14 protein-coding genes and 1 tRNA gene are annotated in these 17529 nt (G+C 37.0%); all 15 read right to left on the bottom strand.

Going from position 1 to position 17529, the window contains the following annotated elements:
* Positions 1–116: 116 nt before the first annotated feature.
* Positions 117–425: a DUF6660 family protein gene (locus FHK87_RS26570; RefSeq protein WP_140591933.1), complete on the bottom strand. Its 309-nt coding sequence runs from the start codon at positions 423–425 to the stop codon at positions 117–119.
* A 44-nt stretch (positions 426–469) separates the two neighbouring features.
* Positions 470–2242: an efflux RND transporter periplasmic adaptor subunit gene (locus FHK87_RS06880; RefSeq protein ID WP_140591930.1), complete on the bottom strand. Its 1773-nt coding sequence runs from the start codon at positions 2240–2242 to the stop codon at positions 470–472.
* A gap of 6 nt (positions 2243–2248) precedes the next feature.
* Positions 2249–2737 carry a DUF305 domain-containing protein gene (locus FHK87_RS06875; RefSeq protein ID WP_140591927.1) on the bottom strand — a complete coding sequence of 163 codons (489 nt, stop codon included), beginning with the start codon at positions 2735–2737 and terminating at the stop codon, positions 2249–2251.
* Between the two features lie 26 nt (positions 2738–2763).
* A complete protein-coding gene (locus tag FHK87_RS06870) occupies positions 2764–5490 on the bottom strand; it encodes a heavy metal translocating P-type ATPase (RefSeq protein WP_140591925.1) in 2727 nt (908 codons plus the stop codon).
* Between the two features lie 77 nt (positions 5491–5567).
* A complete protein-coding gene (locus FHK87_RS06865) occupies positions 5568–6104 on the bottom strand; it encodes a helix-turn-helix domain-containing protein (RefSeq protein ID WP_140591922.1) in 537 nt (178 codons plus the stop codon).
* Positions 6105–6132: 28 nt separating this feature from the next.
* On the bottom strand, positions 6133–6504 hold the full coding sequence (locus FHK87_RS06860; RefSeq protein ID WP_140591920.1) for a DUF6010 family protein: 372 nt from the start codon (positions 6502–6504) through the stop codon (positions 6133–6135).
* A 3-nt stretch (positions 6505–6507) separates the two neighbouring features.
* Positions 6508–7230 (bottom strand): acetolactate decarboxylase, encoded by a 723-nt coding sequence (locus FHK87_RS06855; protein ID WP_140591918.1) that lies wholly within the window; start codon positions 7228–7230, stop codon positions 6508–6510.
* Positions 7231–7236: 6 nt separating this feature from the next.
* Positions 7237–7752 (bottom strand): DUF3347 domain-containing protein, encoded by a 516-nt coding sequence (locus FHK87_RS06850; RefSeq protein WP_140591915.1) that lies wholly within the window; start codon positions 7750–7752, stop codon positions 7237–7239.
* A gap of 15 nt (positions 7753–7767) precedes the next feature.
* Positions 7768–8988 carry a TolC family protein gene (locus tag FHK87_RS06845; protein WP_140591913.1) on the bottom strand — a complete coding sequence of 407 codons (1221 nt, stop codon included), beginning with the start codon at positions 8986–8988 and terminating at the stop codon, positions 7768–7770.
* On the bottom strand, positions 8985–12731 hold the full coding sequence (locus FHK87_RS06840) for an efflux RND transporter permease subunit (protein ID WP_140591910.1): 3747 nt from the start codon (positions 12729–12731) through the stop codon (positions 8985–8987). Before FHK87_RS06840 ends, FHK87_RS06845 begins: the two co-directional genes overlap by 4 nt.
* 118 nt (positions 12732–12849) lie before the next feature.
* Entirely contained in the window at positions 12850–13269 is a 420-nt protein-coding gene (locus FHK87_RS06835) for an HYC_CC_PP family protein (protein ID WP_140591908.1), read from the bottom strand.
* 118 nt (positions 13270–13387) lie between these two features.
* On the bottom strand, positions 13388–14632 hold the full coding sequence (locus FHK87_RS06830; RefSeq protein WP_140591906.1) for an SEC-C metal-binding domain-containing protein: 1245 nt from the start codon (positions 14630–14632) through the stop codon (positions 13388–13390).
* Positions 14633–14804: 172 nt separating this feature from the next.
* Positions 14805–16049: a site-specific integrase gene (locus FHK87_RS06825; RefSeq protein WP_140591903.1), complete on the bottom strand. Its 1245-nt coding sequence runs from the start codon at positions 16047–16049 to the stop codon at positions 14805–14807.
* A 230-nt stretch (positions 16050–16279) separates the two neighbouring features.
* Positions 16280–16353: transfer RNA gene (locus FHK87_RS06820), tRNA-Asp, on the bottom strand.
* An 86-nt stretch (positions 16354–16439) separates the two neighbouring features.
* A complete protein-coding gene (locus FHK87_RS06815) occupies positions 16440–17369 on the bottom strand; it encodes a DUF58 domain-containing protein (protein ID WP_140591901.1) in 930 nt (309 codons plus the stop codon).
* Between the last annotated feature and the right edge of the window lie 160 nt (positions 17370–17529).

Here is a 17529-nt window from a genome sequence, read left to right as displayed (position 1 = left end):
GTGTTAATTCAGTTTAAATTCTCTGTGGGCGCATTACAGAAATGCAATGCACTATTTTGACATATCCAAAATAAGGACACGTCAAAACAGGATATAGCTATCCTATGAAAACTGATTTATACCTGTGGGGGCTGTAAAAGGGAATGAAAAAAGTTGTTTTCAAAACCATCGAAATGGTCGAAGTACTCTTGTGAAATCTTAGGTTGATATGGTTCGAATGAAGTTATGCCAAAATCTATAGTGTGAACGTGGCAACAATGACAATGGCAAAAGGGCGAACATAATTCACAATCTTGGTCGTGCTCACCATCATAGTCAATTAAGGAAACTACTTGGGAATCTTCATTAATGTTTCCTGTATCGCTGCAGGGCACACCATTAAGTGCTAAGAAGTAAATTGCTAATATGAGTGTAAAGTATTTCAAGCTATAAAGATAAAAAGATTTTCGTGCAACTGTGTTGCAAAGTATTATTTCAATGAATCAACTACACTTCCACAAGTAAGCATCTGTTCGCCATAATAAGGGTTACTGATGAATTTATCTTTACTTATCCAAAACGCCCCTCTGTTGTTATTTGCCATTGGGCATTTCTGAATATATACCTTTGGGTTCAACCCTTTTATAGTCTTTACAATCGGTATAAAATTTTGGTTCAAAACCACAAAATGGCTACGCTGATTTTCGATGTTATCACTTTCGTTTATTGACTTCAACATTTTTTTTATTTTGGAAATGTGGGCTTGTTCCATTCTACCCAAATCTGAATCAGAAATAGATTTTAATACCTCTAAAGTTTCCTTTGAAAAAGTAGAGACTTGTTCAGCATCACTAGCCACAAAGGCATCTTTCATTCTAAGATAAGGTATTAAAGCAGACTGAAATGCAGCTTGAACTGTTTCTGGAAGTTCCATTCTCATTGTTGAACTACTAGTGGTTTCGTTATCTGTATTCTGCATACCTAAGTGTCCTTCGTGTCCTGCCATTGTTTTTCCACCTGATTTATTCATCATTGATTTCTTGCCCTGCAATTGAGCAGCTGCATCCACCGTGAAAGTCCCATTAGTTACTATTTCATCGCCTTCTTGTAATCCGGATGCAACCATAAAAATATCACCAACTCGATTGCCGAGCGTTACTTCCCGCATTTCAAAAATGGGTTCATTTGGATTTGTCTTGATGTAAATTAATGAGCGTTCGCCCGTCCACAATACCGCACTCGCTGGGATACTAAGTTGTGCTTCTGAGCTATTCGATTTACTTTTTATTCTACCTGTGACAAACATCCCAGGCTTAAAAAGGCCTTTATTGTTTTTCAAATTGGCCCGAACTACGACCGTTCTCGTTTGAGTATTCAGAACAGGGTCTATAAATGAAACCTTGGCATCAAATACCTCGTTGGGATAAGCATTGGTTGTAACCTTGATTTTTTGGCCTTTCTTAAATTCTGAAATCTGGTTTTCATAAGCATCAAATTCAGCCCATACCGAATTTAGATTGCTCACCTTTACGATGGGTTGCCCTTGCTTTACGTAATCGCCTTCAGAAGCCATCTTTTCAGATACCGTACCGCTAACCGTTGCGTGTATGGGAAAGTTTTCTCTAACCTTCCCTGATTCTTCGATACTATTAATTTGGCTTTCCGATAGCTTCCAAAGTTTAAGTTTATTGCGTACCGCTTTATATAATTCTGGTTGCGATGCTTTAAGGGAAGCTGCGGTTATCAATTCTTGCTGAGCCGCTACTAAATTTGGCGCATAAATGGTTGCCAAAAGTTGTCCTTTCCTTACTTCCTGACCCTCAAAGTTGACATTGAGCCGTTCAATCCTACCATCAAAATAACTCGCCTGAATGGCGTTTTCCTCTTCATTCATTTTGATTTTTCCTGAAAGCGAAATCATATTTTCGCTGTCTGCCGATGCATTGCCGACAACACTAGTTTGAATGTTTGCCAAAGCCATTGCATTTTTGGTCATCTTTATTTCATTCATTGCAAGGCCATCAGCACTAGATTCTGCCGGAATTAAATCCATACCGCATATAGGACAGTCGCCTGGTTCTGGTTGCATAATTTGTGGATGCATAGAGCACGTCCACATTTGTTCAGCACTTTCGGCAGAATGGTCGTGCGTTTCGGTCATTGCCGCCTCGTCTTTTTCGGTAGAATTGCCACCAAAAATGAGCCACCCACCTAAAAGTCCTATCACAGCTGCGATACCGATGTATAAAATGTTTTTGTTCATATCAAATTATTTATTTTCTAATCGTTCAATCATCTGCTTCATTTCTTCAATTTCCTTCTTTTGTGCCTTGATGATATCCTGTGCCAGTTTCTTCACTTCAGGGTCTTTAATATCAGCACGTTCACTCGTTAAAATCGCAATAGAGTGATGGGGAATCATAGCTTTCATCCAGAGAACGTCCCCAACTGTTGTCTTTTGTTCTCTTACTAAAGTCAAAGCCCCAACAAATAGGATTAGGCTGCCTACCAAAATGGCAATATTCTTCTTTTTATCGGTATACATATTCCGCATAAAAAACCACATTATTACGGCCATAGTCGCTATGCCAAGACATACCATATAAAACCGGGTCAAGCTAAAAAATACGTGGTCTAAAGAATATGTGTTTAAGTACATTGTGATGTACATAGCAATGAATGAGCAACCGAGCATCAAGTAAAATTTAGTGTACTTACTTAATCCATTGTTCTCGTTTTTGTGTTCTTGTGAATTCATAAATTTTGGTTTTTATAGTTAAAGAATTATTTAATTGATTTTGTTCTTAATCTTAGTGCGTTAGCAATAACCGATACGGAACTGAAACTCATTGCTAAAGCGGCAATCATTGGGGATAAAAGGATTCCGAAAAATGGGTAGAGTAAACCGGCTGCTATCGGTATACCCAACGTATTATAGATGAGGGCAAAGAACAGATTCTGCTTGATGTTCCGCATAACAACATCACTCAAATTTCTGGCTTTCACAATCCCTTGCAAGTCGCCTTTTACCAATGTGAGTGCCGCACTTTCAATAGCTACATCTGTTCCTGTTCCCATTGCTATTCCAATATCACTCTTTGCCAATGCAGGGGCATCATTGATACCATCACCCGCCATTGCGACTACGTGACCATTATTCTGCAATTTTTCAACTTCCTGTAATTTATTTTCAGGTAACATTCCTGCCTTGAAATCAGCTAGGTTGAGCTCTTTTGCCACGGCTTGTGCTGTATCGTGATTGTCGCCAGTTAGCATTATGACGTCAATATTTTTGTCCTGTAATGCTTTGATAGCTTTGGCACTTGTTTTCTTGATTTTATCACCTATTACAACATATCCAACAGTCTTACCATCAATAGCCAGATAAGAAACCGTCTTGCCTTGCTTTTGATAGGTTAGTGCCTCATTTTCCATAGCCTCTGAAAGTTTCGCATTTGCTACTTCCATCATTTTAGTATTGCCCAAAGACAGTTCTTTTCCATTGACCTTTCCTTCAACACCCTTACCAGTTACAGCATTGAAACCAGTCGCTTTTAGAAATTCAGTTTGTTGTTCCTTTCCGTATTTAACTGTTGCTTCAGCGAGTGGATGCTCACTTTGGCTGTTCAGGGAAACGATATATTGTAGTACTTCATTTTCAGTAAAGCCATTATCAAAAGCCCCAACTTTTTCAACTGTCGGTTTACCTTCCGTAATTGTTCCCGTTTTGTCAACTATGAGTGTATCTACCTTGTCCATCTTTTCGAGGGCTTCAGCGTTTTTGATAAGCACCCCATTTTGTGCACCTTTACCAACACCTACCATTACGGACATTGGTGTTGCAAGACCTAAAGCACAAGGACAAGCGATTATTAATACAGCGATGGCATTGACCAAGGCATAAACATAGGCTGGCTCTGGTCCCCATATTGCCCAGACCGCAAAGGTTATCAGGGCAATTATGACCACAACTGGTACAAAATATCCCGAAACCTTATCTGCCAAATTCTGGATGGGCGCACGGCTGCGACTAGCATCGTTTACCATATGGATGATTTGGGATAATAGCGTGTCTGAACCAACTTTTTCAGCTTTCATTAAAAAGGACTGATTTCCATTGATTGTTCCGCTACTGACCTTATCGTCTACGATTTTGTTTACGGGAATCGGTTCGCCTGTAATCATCGATTCGTCAACGGAAGTTTCCCCTTCGGTCAAAACACCATCCACAGGAATCTTATCGCCTGGCTTAACTCTTATAATGTCGCCTAATTCAATATCATCGATACTTACTTCTTTCTCTTCGCCATTGACTATTTTAATAGCTTTATTAGGTGCTAGCTTCAATAGCTCTTTTACTGCGGAATTGGTCTTGCTGTGAGCACGAGCTTCAAGTAACTGCCCCAAAAGGACTAAAGTGAGGATTACAGTAGCAGCTTCAAAATAGACGTGAACCGTACCTGCTTCGGTCTTAAATTGGTCTGGGAAAAAGTCAGGTGTAAGCATACCTATTACACTAAATAACCAAGCTACACCAGCACCTATTCCAATGAGCGTAAACATATTGAGATTCCAAGTTTTAATACTGCGGTAGGCACGTTCAAAGAACATCCAAGTAGCATAAAATACGACAGGAATGGAAAGCACAAACTGAATCCAATTCCAATACTTCAATTCCAGAATATCATATAATGGATTATTGGTCAGCATTTCGGACATTGCAATCAAAAAGATGGGCAATGTAAATGCAACTGCAATCCAGAATTTTTTAAGCAGCTTTCTATAAGTCTTTTCCTCAGCTGAGAGGTCGGGTTCCATAGGTACTAAATCCATCCCGCAAATTGGACAGCTTCCAGCTTCATCTTTTACGATTTCGGGATGCATAGGACACGTATATTGAGTAGCTGAAGAATTGGATAGATTTTGTTCTTCGACCAAATCCATTCCACAAACAGGACAATCACCTGGCTTGTCATAGGTTTTGTCGCCTTCGCAATGCATCGGGCAATAGAACTTTCCAGTTCCTAGGCCTTTTGACTTTTGATTTTTCTTCTCGGTAGATTCTGGACGCTGACCTGCTTCATAAATACTGTAAGTACTACCGTCTTTTTTCAAAATATCTTGAAATTCCTCAATCGGTATTTCGGTTTCCATATCGATTGTGGCTTCCGCTTTTTCCAAATTCACAGAAACATTTTCAACCTTATTTACTTTAGAAAGTGTATCCTCAACGTGTGACTTACAACCGTTGCAGGTCATTCCGTTTACCGGAAATGTTCTTGTTATAATACCATTTGACTTGATTGGATGAATATGGTATTTGTTTTTCTTCTCTTGTAAAGCCGCTTCAAATTTTTCTATGGGTATATGTTCTGACATTTCTATAACCGCAGTAGTAGAATCAAAGTCTATCTCAACACCTGTAACATTAGGCACATCCGTCAAAGCCATTTTAACGGTTCTCATACAACCTTTACAGGTCATTCCTTGAATTTGATATGTGTGTTTCATTTTTAATAATATTTAGAATTGAACTGAGCAAAATATTCAGATTCAATGTCAAAGGCTTTGATAATTCAGGTTAATGCTTATACAATTTTGTCTAGGGTTTTTCTATTCCATTTTTGTAATTTTTTATATTCTGTCATCGACATACCAGTGCTATTTTTGAACTGCTTTGCTAGATGGCTTCCACTACTGTAATCCAATGAATAAGCAATCTCAGAGAAAGTCATATTGTCCATTTGCAAGAGTTCTTTGGCTTTTTCGACCTTCAAACGAATGAGATATTTTTCAATGGTAATTCCAGCAGAAGCACTAAAAGATTTACTGATTATAGAATATTCCGTCTTTAATTCCTTGGATAGAATTACCGATAGATTTTCCTGCAATCCTTTCAAGGATTCTACACTTTCAATCAAAAACAATTTGACATTCTCTACTAAAATTGAGTTTTGGTCGTCAATGATTTCAAAACCGTTACTTTCAATAATTTCTTTTAGAACATCCTGACTAACCGAGGTCTCATCCATTACGATTAATTCCCCAAGCTCAATTGAAAGCACCTTTATTCCTGCCTTATCCAGTTCTTGCTTTAAGACCGTTTTACAACGGTCACAAACCATATTTTTTAATTTTAGCTTCATCGTTGTTTCATCTTTTCATTCTTATATAAAAGTAGATGGCCAAAATCAAGTCTACTTCAATACAGAATACCTCATAACCTTGAGGTGGATAATCTACTTGATAGTAAAGATGCCCGGCATCCCATAGCGCGTGAAGCACCAATCCTATCCATATCAAATTCTTATCTACAGTCAATCCGTAATACGCTATCAACAAAAAGGCAATGGCGTGCAATGATTCAAATACTACTTCTGGAAATTCAGTTGGGGTAAAGCCAATGTATATAAAGGCAATACCTGTTAAAATAAGCGCACCCATTTTACGGCGATTAAGTTTTAATGCCTCAATCCCTGCAATAATGACAAGTGCCGATATGACCGCAAGAACTATTTGATTCATACTTTACGGTTTTGGTAATTTTAAAATCATATTACTACCTAATTTTAAGTCATCAACGTGTCCGGCCAATTCTTCATTTTGACTTTTAAAATGCATATGCAAAAAGGTAGTATGATGAGTAAATACCGCTTGATGCGATTTGGAAAAGAAACCAATAATTTCAACTTCCTTATTTTCCTCAACACCATTTAAACCAGATTCCTTATGCTTTTGATGGGTGTGTTCAGTATCGCCATCTTTCCAATTGATGACGTGCCAGCTTAGTGATTGTGATTTTCCTTCAATTAAAAAAGGGATGGGCTTTTCGGTATCAATGCCTAACTGTTTCGCCTGTTCCTCAATGAATATTTCTAATTTCTTTGAAGAATTAATTGCACTAGGAATTTCAATATTCTGCCAATTCGCTATTTCAGCATAAACAATGAGTGAAGCCCTTTTATCAAAGGTTTTATCAAAGACAAGATTTCCAGATTGCACAGTTGAGTTAAATGCCTTGCCGTCAAAAATTTGAATCTCACCTTTCAAATTTTCAAAAGCACCCAATGCATATAAATGAGGCTTTTTTGAAAGCGAGTCCAAATAAGCAGTCGCTTGTAAATTACCAGACATCATTGAGCGCAATGCACCTGAGTATTTTACTTCCGTATTCTGATTGCCTGAATTACAACCAACCACTAATAAAGCAAATGACACTAAGACAAGAATTTGTTCTGATAAACGACCCATAGTTGATTACTTCAAAGTTTCTGTGACTTTACCACATTTCAACATCTTATTCCCGAAGTATGGATTGCGGATTTCCTCTTCTTTAGAGAGCCAGTAACCGCCTTTGTTGTTAAAGGCCATTGGGCAAAATTGTTTATAGACCTCACCACTAGAAAGTGATTCAGCTACCACATCAGTCATCTTTTCCGTAACATCGGAAAATATGGTACGTTGTACTTCGATATCATTTGTTTCTGAAATTTTAGAGAGCATACCTTTTAAATCTGCATCATCCGTGTTTCCCATTAACATTTTTGCCCCGGATTGAGCCTCATTGAAATCTGAGTTTACCAATGCGGTTTTTAAATGAATGTAGTGTTGAAATTGTTTTCCAACCTTATTATCATTAAAGGTTAATTCAGCTGACTTGGCAGTCTCAGTAACTGAATCTGAATTTTTGTTGTCATTTTTTATTTCATTTTTACACGAAACCAAACTTGCGATAGCAAGCATTAATACTGTTGTCTTAAATAGTGTTTTCATTGTTATAATTTTAGATTATTGATTTATTAAATAATTGATGACGGCAGATTGCACATAGTACATTTGCACCGACACGATTTGATTAATTTGAAATTTTAGTTGTAATTCCTGTATGTCTAGCACATCGTTAAAATCTATGGTACCCGTTTCGTAATTCTTTATCAGAATTTCTTCAGCATCCTTTGCCTGTTTTAGATTTTTTTCCTGAGTATTGAATTTTATCCGTGCTTGATTACGTTGTGATTTTGCCTTTGCGAAAGCAGTTTCCAACGTGTTCAATCGCTCATTTTTTTGAGATTCTATTTCCTGTTGTCGCAACTTGTTTTGCTTGGAAACAGAGCTATACTTATTATTGAAAATAGGTATGGAAATTGTAACCATTGGCATCACTATATCCTTTCCGTTATCGTTAAAGTTCATCGCTGGTCGCTCTGCCACGGGAACATAGTCTAGCCCAAATCCTAGATTTGGCGCACTTTCTTTTTGATTCAAAAGTTCTGATTGCTCTACGGATTTGTAGAGCTTGTCGTATTTAAGCAGTTCAGGATTGAGGGATAATCCTTCATCACTAAAAACAGGGTCTTCCGATGGAATCATCATTTCTGGAACAACATCAACGACAATATCTTCCTCACGATTCAGCAGATTATTGAACACGGTTTGTTCTGCGAGATATTCTTCCTGCAAAACTTCCTTTTGTTGTTGCAGTTCATTCTGACGGATTTGTAAACGTAGGACATCCACAGCCGAGGCTTTTCCAACTTCAACAGATGTCAATGCCAAACGCTCGTAGGTTTTCAATAATTGAATATTATCGTCCAGTACATTTTGTTTCGCCTTATTGGCATACAAAGTGTAATACGATTGGGCGACGGAAAGCGCCAATTTTCGTTTGGCAATAGCAATTTCCACAAATTCGGTTTCAGCCATTGAACTGGCATAATTTTCCCTTGCTGTAATTGTTCCGAACCAAGGCAACATTTGAGATATTGAAAATCGTGCACGCTGAGCACCTGTTCTCGTTTCTGGTTCGCTCACAAAGTAGCCTGCACTAACGGTAGTGTTTGGCAATGTGTTAACCTCATTTATCCTTTCTTGGGCAATATTATACCGCAATTCATAGGCTTGAATTTCTGGATTGTTTGCCTCTGCTTCCTGAATGTAAGACTGTAATTCTTGTGCTTTCGCGAGAGCGGAAACAAGCAAAAGACATACTATGATTATTATATTTTTCATTTGCTCGCTCGTTTTAATTGAAATTCTTTTTTCATACTGAATAGCACAGGAACAACAAACAGCGTAATCAATGCTATAAGCATCCCACCGAAACTTGGTATGGCCATCGGTATCATTATATCGCTTCCTCGACCAGTTGATGTCAAAATGGGCAATAGTGCTAGTATGGTTGTTGCTGTTGTCATCAAGCAAGGACGAATTCGCTTTTCGCCAGCTTCTACTATCGAATCACGAATTTCATTTTTGTTTTCCGGTGTATTTCGGTCAAATGTTTGTGTGAGGTAGGTCGCCATTACAACACCATCATCGGTAGCAATACCGAACAGCGCAATGAATCCGACCCATACTGCTACACTTAGATTTATAGTGTGCATCTGGAACAATTCCCGCAAGTTTTCGCCAAAGAAATTGAAGTTCAAGAACCAGTCTTGACCATAAAACCATATCATTAGGAAACCACCTGCAAAGGCAACCGCAATTCCTGTAAATACCATTAGCGAAGTAGCGACTGAACGGAACTGGAAATAAAGAATCAAAAAGATAATGATGAGTGCCAATGGAACAACAACAGACAATGTTTTCTCTGCCCGTAATTGATTTTCATACGTTCCTGTAAATTGATAGTTGATACCTTTTGGAACGGTCAATTCACCGTTATCGATTTTCTCTTTAATTAACGCTTGGGCATTTTCTACCACGTCCACTTCAGCAAAACCATCCAGTTTATCAAAAAGGACATAGCCTACTAAAAAAGTGTCCTCACTTTTTATGACTTGTGGTCCTTGTTCGTAACGAATATCTACCAACTCACCCAGAGGCACAGGATTTCCTTTTTCTACGGGTACATAAATATTCTTTAAGTCCGTTGGGTTTTCTCTTAGTTCACGAGGATAACGTACACGAACCGCATAGCGTTCTCGCCCTTCCACAGTTTGCGTGAGAGGCATTCCGCCTACAGCTACTTGCAAAATTTCCTGAACCTTCATTATTGAAATGCCATATCGTGCAAGTTGCTCTCTGTCAATATCAATAAGCAAGTAGGGTTTACCTACGATACGGTCTGCAAAAACAGCTTGCTCTTTAACCCCTTCAGCCTGCTTTAGAACAGCTTCAAGCTGAAGACCAAAATCTTCGATTTCACTTAAATTCTGGCCTTTGACTTTAATGCCCATTGGCGCACGCATTCCTGTTTGCAACATTACCAACCTCGTTTCAATCGGCTGTAATTTTGGTGCTGAAGTAATGCCAGGCAGCTTTGTGACTCTTACAATTTCATTCCAAATATCATCTGGACTTTCAATTTCAGGACGCCAATTTCGATAGTATTCACCGTCATCATCAACAATCAATTCATTTCTTGTAACAGTAGTTTGTAGTTGTGATGCTTCATAGTTTGCATCATTTTCAACTTCATTATTAGGGTTGATGACCAATTTGTTATTTTTTAGAACAAAAAGCCCGTCATCATTGACTCTGTATCGCTCTCGTTTTCCTTCCAGATTCATCATATATTCAGACTTGTACTGAATAACATTTTCGTACATCGAAAGCGGTGCAGGGTCAAGCGCAGACTCGGTTCGTCCAGATTTACCGACCACCGTTTTTATTTCAGGGATAGTGGCGACGGCCATATCCAATTGCTGTAAAATCCGTTTATTTTCTTCAACCCCTGCGTGCGGTAAAGATGTTGGCATCAACAGGAATGAACCCTCGTTTAGTGAAGGCATAAATTCCTTACCAGTATTCTGCATAATGAGAACACCGAATATGACTATAGCCGTTGGCATAGAAAGGAATAGAAATTTATTCCGTAAAGCCCATCTTAAAATTCTTGTATAGTATTTGCGAAAGACCCAAAATGTACCTAGCAATCCAAAGCAAACGATACTTACAAAAATGAGGTTCATTGCAATGCTTCGGTCAAAACCTAAGGGTCGCCAGTATTCAGCCAATAAGAAAACAATGGCTACCGATGAAATGATGATGTTGACCAAATTTGCTTTCTGTTCGGTCAACTTTCCTTGTAATCCAGCAATTCCAGAAGCACCAAAGGCAATCAATATAAGACCTAACCAGAACCCATATATCATTGCGATTATCCCCGCAATTATCAAAGAAATATTAAGTATGTATTTGAATGGGTTTTTGAGGCTTTTCTTTCGGAATAAAAAAGCTGCAAATGGTGGGATTAAAAATAGAGCGACAATAATAGACGCTGTAAGTGCCATTGTCTTGGTAAAGGCTAACGGGCGGAATAATTTCCCTTCAGCACCTACCATTGTAAAGACTGGAACAAAGCTAATAATGGTGGTTAGTACAGCCGTAAGAATTGCACCTGAAACTTCTGTGGTCGCATTATAAACGACTGTATTTATAGGCAGCTTATTTCCTTCAGAATCGGTGTTTTCCATATCCAAATGCCTAATAATATTTTCGGACAGAATTACACCTACATCGACCATTGTACCTATGGCAATGGCGATTCCAGAAAGTGCTACAATGTTCGCATCTACATTGAAAAGTTTCATCGCAATAAAAACCATCAATACCGCAACAGGTAATAGTCCGGAAATCAGAACAGACGCTCTAAGGTTAAAGACCATTATGATGATAACTAGAATTGTAATTAAAATTTCTAGCGTTAAGGCTTCATTCAGCGTGCCTAATGTTTCTTGAATGAGTTCGGTACGGTCATAAAACGGAACTATGGTAACTTGCGAAGTGCGACCATCGGCCAATTCTTTAGAAGGTAGTCCGGCACTTAAATCGTTGATTTGGTCTTTAACATTGTTAATGACTTCCATAGGATTTGCACCATATCGAGCCACAACCACACCGCCGACAACTTCCGCACCTTCTTTATCAAGAATGCCACGTCTTGTAGCTGGCCCTAAATGAACTTTACCAACGTCTTTTATTCTTAAAGAAGTGAAATTTTCAGAAGTAACAACAGCATTTTCTATATCCTCAATAGACTTCACATAGCCCAATCCACGGACGAGATATTCTGCTTGATTCATTTCTAACGTTTGAGCACCGATGTCTTGATTACTGTGTTTAACAGCTTTTACAATATCAGTCAGCCCAATGTTATACTGGCGCATCAATTCAGGATTTACGTCCACTTGATATTCCTGAACATAACCACCAATAGAAGCCACTTCTGAAACACCGCTTGCAGAGGATAACGCATATTTCACGTAATAGTCTTGAATACTGCGAAGTTCCTGTAAATCCCATCCGCCTGTAACATTACCATCGGTATCTCGCCCTTCTAATGTGTACCAGAAAATTTGTCCTAATCCCGTGGCATCAGGCCCTAAAGCTGGGTTTACACCATCAGGTAGTAATCCACTAGGAAGTGAGTTGAGTTTTTCAAGGATTCGACTTCGTGACCAATAGAATTCTATATCCTCTTCAAAAATGATATAGATGCTTGAAAACCCGAACATTGAGGAACTTCTAATGGTTTTCACCCCAGGTATTCCCAATAATGAAGTAGTGAGTGGATAGGTAATTTGGTCTTCAATATCCTGTGGCGAACGTCCTTGCCATTTGGTAAAGACGATTTGCTGATTTTCGCCAATATCAGGTATGGCATCCACGGCAACGGGGTTACTAGGCAGTATGCCAGTTTCCCAACCAAAGGGCGCATTTACAATACCCCAACCCACAAATAGAGCGAGCATCAGTACCGCTACGAGTTTGTTCTCGATTAAAAATTTTATGCTTTTATTGAGCATATAGAATGATAATTAGACAGTTATACAAAAAGTTGGTCTTGATGTGTTTCTGAAAAAAGAACACAACAAAACGAGCCCAAACGGAAGACCGCAGGGCGAGATATTTACTGTCTAAAAATCAAATTAAGTATGTCTCGTAGAGCGTTTGAATGTCGCGCTCGACAAAGGGGGGCGAATAATGCTTGAAAGGAACGATGTTCTCGTCTAGACCTTTAAAGCGATTTATGTATGTGTAGAAAAATGTTGCAACAAAAATTTGTTGCTCGAATGTAAGTTTATCGAAAGATGTTTTTAAGTCTTCGTTACCTTCCTTAACAAATTGCTGGTCAGTACAGCAATCTTTTTCAGTCATTGTTGGATTTTCACAACTTTTTACTGGCTGTGCTTTTTCCATACCACAACTTTCCGCTTTGGTAAAAACCGAAAAATCAACTAAAGAATCCCCACAATAATGCATATCAACAGTAAATGACATTGTAGTAAATAAGACTACAAAAGCCATCAAAACGGATAATATTTTATGGAAAATCTGTTTCATTTAGAGGGCAAAGTTACAAAAATTTAACAATTTTTATTGGGATTAACAGAATTTTAATTTTGAAAACACAGCTTTTCCAAGCCTTATATCTAAATAATTCTATCAATATTATTCACAATTAGTTGGTCCTGTTTTGAGCCTTAGCTAAGTGACAATCTTTGAAAGCAATACCGCTTTTACAAGGACAAGGGTCATCTGGAGATATAAAAGTTTCTTTTGTAACAAAATCTGGTTCCCCCTCAAAATCACCTTCCTTTCCGGTTTCGGCAATATTGAGAATTTCTTCTAACTCAGCTTCTTTTCTTTTTATTTCCGCTGCGGAAGGTTTAAGTCTTCGGGTAAGTTCCATATTGAAAACACTATCCCAAATTCGATATGTTTCTGAATCTTTGTTTGGTGGTTCATTAAATACTTCCCCTTCCTTATTTAAGGTTTGAAATTTTTTGAAATCTTCTTTTAATTCTGGTAATGTGACAAAGAATGTATCATTAGGGTCTACCGCAAAAAACAAATTTCTTAGAAATCTGTCGTTGGTACTAAATACTCTTGCAAATGGCGCATAAAACAAGTATCCCAAATCCAAAAGATTTGTCAATCTCTCACCGCATAACGAATTATTAATTCCAATATAGTATAGACTGACCACTTCATAACAATAGATTGCATATTCTGCCAAACTCTGTAAATCTGGATGCGATTCATTTTTCCATCTGGATTCAATAGAATTTTTTAAATCAGGATTTATGTCAAAATATTCCATCACAAGATTTAAAGTATCAACTGGCTCAATTTCGATGTAAAGGCGTTCTTTCAGCCTTTCCTTCAAGCTTGAAAACTTTTCTTCATTTGAAGGTTTATGGTCTCTTATTTTTATGTCTTTAAGATGGTCAAATTTTTCTTTGAATGTTTTCACCACGGCTTCATCCTTGGATTCTGTTCGCCATACATTGGCAATAATTTCATCCATAGTGTCGAACTCACCTCTTTTCCAACGCTTTATAGATAGTTCTTCTTCTGTCTCAACGAAAGTCATCCCTTTTTTCGTAGGAGTATTAATAGATTTTTGAGCGCTTAGAAATGGTCTGTTATGGGCAGTTGTAAATTCACCAGTTAAAGATTTTTCAACTAGCAATTTATAATCCATATTAACATAGGCGTTATATGGAAACATTTTTTTTGCTAAATCTGTAACTTGGTCTTTAGGTGGTTTCTTTCCTTCTTTTTCTTCTTTTGCAAGGTCACCCAGAATTTCTGAAACCAGTAGAGGTGTGATGTTCACAATATAATATTTATGAAGTTCAACTATATCATCATAATTGAGGCCTTGAAATGTTGATTTATCCAGTACTATAGGTATTGACATAATTATAATCTCATTTTTATACACAATTTAATTGTGTTCAAAATAGTTAAAATTAATGTTACAATATCTATTAAATCAAATGCATAATTCTAGGACAAGTATTAATGGTATTTAGAAAACAATTCTTTATCTAAATAAGGCACGTTTACAATGACGATATTGTTAAATTTCTTCAAACAGCTCTTTCCATTTTTCGCTGACCCATTTTATCCCTTAAAAGCGCCATATCATCACTAACCTTTTTTTCTACAACTCTTGCATAAATTTGAGTGGTGGATAATTTGGTATGACCTAACAATTTTGAAACAGTTTCGATAGGAACACCATTACTTAAAGTAACAGTTGTTGCAAACGTATGTCTTGCCATATGGAAGGTTAGGTTCTTTTTGATGCCACACAGGTCAGCTATTTCCTTTAAATAGCTATTTAGTTTTTGGTTTGAAAGTTTCGGAAGAAGGTTACTACTATTATGGGTTCTAAGGTGGTCTTTGTACTTATCGACTAAAACTTGTGCTTGATTTAATAATGGAATTTTAAATGGTGTGCCTGTTTTAATCCTATCTGCCATTATCCACGGATTACCATCTATACCAATTACAATATTGTCGCTAGTCAACTCTATAATATCACTATATGAGATACCGGTATAACAGCTAAAAACGAACAAATCTTTGACAACCAGAAGACGCTCAATCGAAGAGTTCAAGTCTTCGATACTCTGCAACTCTTCACTAGTCAAAAACTCACGCTCTTTCTTTTCAATCTTCATTTTAAAATTAATAAAAGGGTCTCTATCCAACCATTCCATTCGATAGGCAAGGGTTACCATTCTACGAAGACGTTTTATATGTTTCATAGCTGTATTGTTGCCGATTTTACTTTGTCCTGGTTTGGGAACATAAGAGCGTAGAAAATCCTCAAAGCCAATAACAAAACTATAATCTAGTTCAGAAATAAAAATATCAGTTTCCTCATACTCTTTTAAGATATACTCTAGCATATATCTTTGGCTAGTTTTATATTGACCCATCGTATTTTTATGCAGTTTATGCTGCATTTTTTCATTGTAATAATCAATAAGGTTTTGAAAAGAAAAGCGCTTTTTGTCTTCGCCCAAAAATCTAGCCTTGACCATTTGGGAAGTAAATGGTTTTTCTGCCTTTTTGAAGTCCTCGTATATTCGATAAATCTTTGATTGCACCTCGTTCAAATAAAGATTGAGAATACGTGAATCTTTACCGGTTCCATTAGCCCTTTGGGTTTTCTCATCCCAAGTGGTAATTTCAATTTTCTTTTTAAGGCTAATGTTCACGCGCTTACCATTTTGGGTAAGTCGAACGTAGATGTTTGCCTTGTTGTTTACAGCACGTTTACCGTACACCCAAAACAGTACTGAAAATGTTGATGAAGTTCGCATAGTTGTCGTCTTTTAATGGTTAAACATTACTGGACGAAAGTCAAATCAACTATATTAACTACGAGTAAGTTACGTTATTCTGTCAACATAATTTTGATAAAGAAGATATGTTGACGATTTGTGACCTTTTAGATGCAAATGATATCAAATTATATGATTGCTCTAAAAAAAGAAAACCTTGTAAATCATAGGATTTACAAGGTTTTGAGGGGTTTTGTTAACCCTTTAAGCGGTCTGGACGGGACTCGAACCCGCGACCCCCTGCGTGACAGGCAGGTATTCTAACCAACTGAACTACCAGACCAGTACCTTATTGCGGATGCAAATATACACCTCATTTTGTTACTCACAAATATTTTTCCAACTTTTTTTTCGATTAAATAAAAGTGTTTACGCAAACTTTTGTCTTTCAGTAAAATATGTCATCAATATTTTATTGAAACTTTTTGTGGTATCTGCCTCAACATATTTAATCCCATATTGGGTACATTTCATTTTTAAATCATAAAAATATGATGAAATCGCTTTTCTGTAATTATCCTTAATATTATCAGCATACAAATTGATGTGATCGCCTGTTTCAACATCAACAAATCGAGTGGGTAAATTTTTAAAATCAAAATTTAGCTCTTTTATGCTGTCATATGTGTGAAAAAGAACAACCTCGTGTTTGTTGTATTTAAGATGTCTAAGCGCTTCAAATAGTTTATTAGGTTGCGATGATGCTTGTAGCATATCGGTAAACAAAAATATTAATGATCTTCTGCGTATTTTTTCGGCAATAAGGTGTAAATACTTAAAAGTATCTGTGTTTTTATTGCTTGGAATGCTTGTAATCGTTTCATTAAGTCTGTTTAAAAGCATTTGATGATGCCGTTCACTGCCTTTTTCTGGAGTGTAATATTCATATTGATCACTATATATGCTCAAACCTACTGCATCTCTTTGTTTTTTTAAAACATTCATTAAGCATGCAGTAGCCAACACAGAAAAACTTATTTTATTTAAAGATTCCAGATGGTGTTCTTTAACTTTGGGATAATGCATTGAAGAAGAATTGTCAATAATGATATGGCATCTTAGATTTGTTTCTTCTTCATATCGTTTTGTGAAAAGCTTATCGGTTTTTGCAAAAAGTTTCCAATCAATGTGTTTTGTGCTTTCGCCAGAATTATACACTTTATGTTCTGCAAACTCTGCAGAGAAACCATGAAAAGGACTTTTATGGATGCCAGAAATAAAACCTTCGACAACTTGTTTTGCCAATAACTCCAAGTTTGTAAATCCTGTAGTTTTATTAATTTCTTTTTGAAAATCCATAATTAATATTATTTAGTAAGTCTACTTACCTGCATATTACAAAATTATTATGATGAATACTATTTAAACTTAATTATAGGGTTAGCTCAGCTCAATTGTTTTTGAATACAAAAAAAGCTTGACAAACGTCAAGCTTCTATATTATTCAATTTGTATATTA

Source organism: Aquimarina algicola (assembly GCF_006443095.1).
GTDB lineage: Bacteria > Bacteroidota > Bacteroidia > Flavobacteriales > Flavobacteriaceae > Aquimarina > Aquimarina algicola.
Note: the sequence above shows the minus strand (reverse complement) of the source record. Positions and strands in the feature narration are given on the sequence as shown.

Excerpts from the sequence above, each read along its gene's own strand:
- FHK87_RS06880 (WP_140591930.1), bottom strand. The coding sequence starts at position 2,242 with ATGAACAAAAACATTTTATACATCGGTATCGCAGCTGTGATAGGACTT.
- FHK87_RS06875 (WP_140591927.1), bottom strand. The coding sequence starts at position 2,737 with ATGAATTCACAAGAACACAAAAACGAGAACAATGGATTAAGTAAGTAC.
- FHK87_RS06870 (WP_140591925.1), bottom strand. The coding sequence starts at position 5,490 with ATGAAACACACATATCAAATTCAAGGAATGACCTGTAAAGGTTGTATG.
- FHK87_RS06865 (WP_140591922.1), bottom strand. The coding sequence starts at position 6,104 with ATGGTTTGTGACCGTTGTAAAACGGTCTTAAAGCAAGAACTGGATAAG.
- FHK87_RS06860 (WP_140591920.1), bottom strand. The coding sequence starts at position 6,504 with ATGAATCAAATAGTTCTTGCGGTCATATCGGCACTTGTCATTATTGCA.
- FHK87_RS06855 (WP_140591918.1), bottom strand. The coding sequence starts at position 7,230 with ATGGGTCGTTTATCAGAACAAATTCTTGTCTTAGTGTCATTTGCTTTA.
- FHK87_RS06850 (WP_140591915.1), bottom strand. The coding sequence starts at position 7,752 with ATGAAAACACTATTTAAGACAACAGTATTAATGCTTGCTATCGCAAGT.
- FHK87_RS06845 (WP_140591913.1), bottom strand. The coding sequence starts at position 8,988 with ATGAAAAATATAATAATCATAGTATGTCTTTTGCTTGTTTCCGCTCTC.
- FHK87_RS06840 (WP_140591910.1), bottom strand. The coding sequence starts at position 12,731 with ATGCTCAATAAAAGCATAAAATTTTTAATCGAGAACAAACTCGTAGCG.
- FHK87_RS06835 (WP_140591908.1), bottom strand. The coding sequence starts at position 13,269 with ATGAAACAGATTTTCCATAAAATATTATCCGTTTTGATGGCTTTTGTA.
- FHK87_RS06830 (WP_140591906.1), bottom strand. The coding sequence starts at position 14,632 with ATGTCAATACCTATAGTACTGGATAAATCAACATTTCAAGGCCTCAAT.
- FHK87_RS06825 (WP_140591903.1), bottom strand. The coding sequence starts at position 16,049 with ATGCGAACTTCATCAACATTTTCAGTACTGTTTTGGGTGTACGGTAAA.
- FHK87_RS06815 (WP_140591901.1), bottom strand. The coding sequence starts at position 17,369 with ATGGATTTTCAAAAAGAAATTAATAAAACTACAGGATTTACAAACTTG.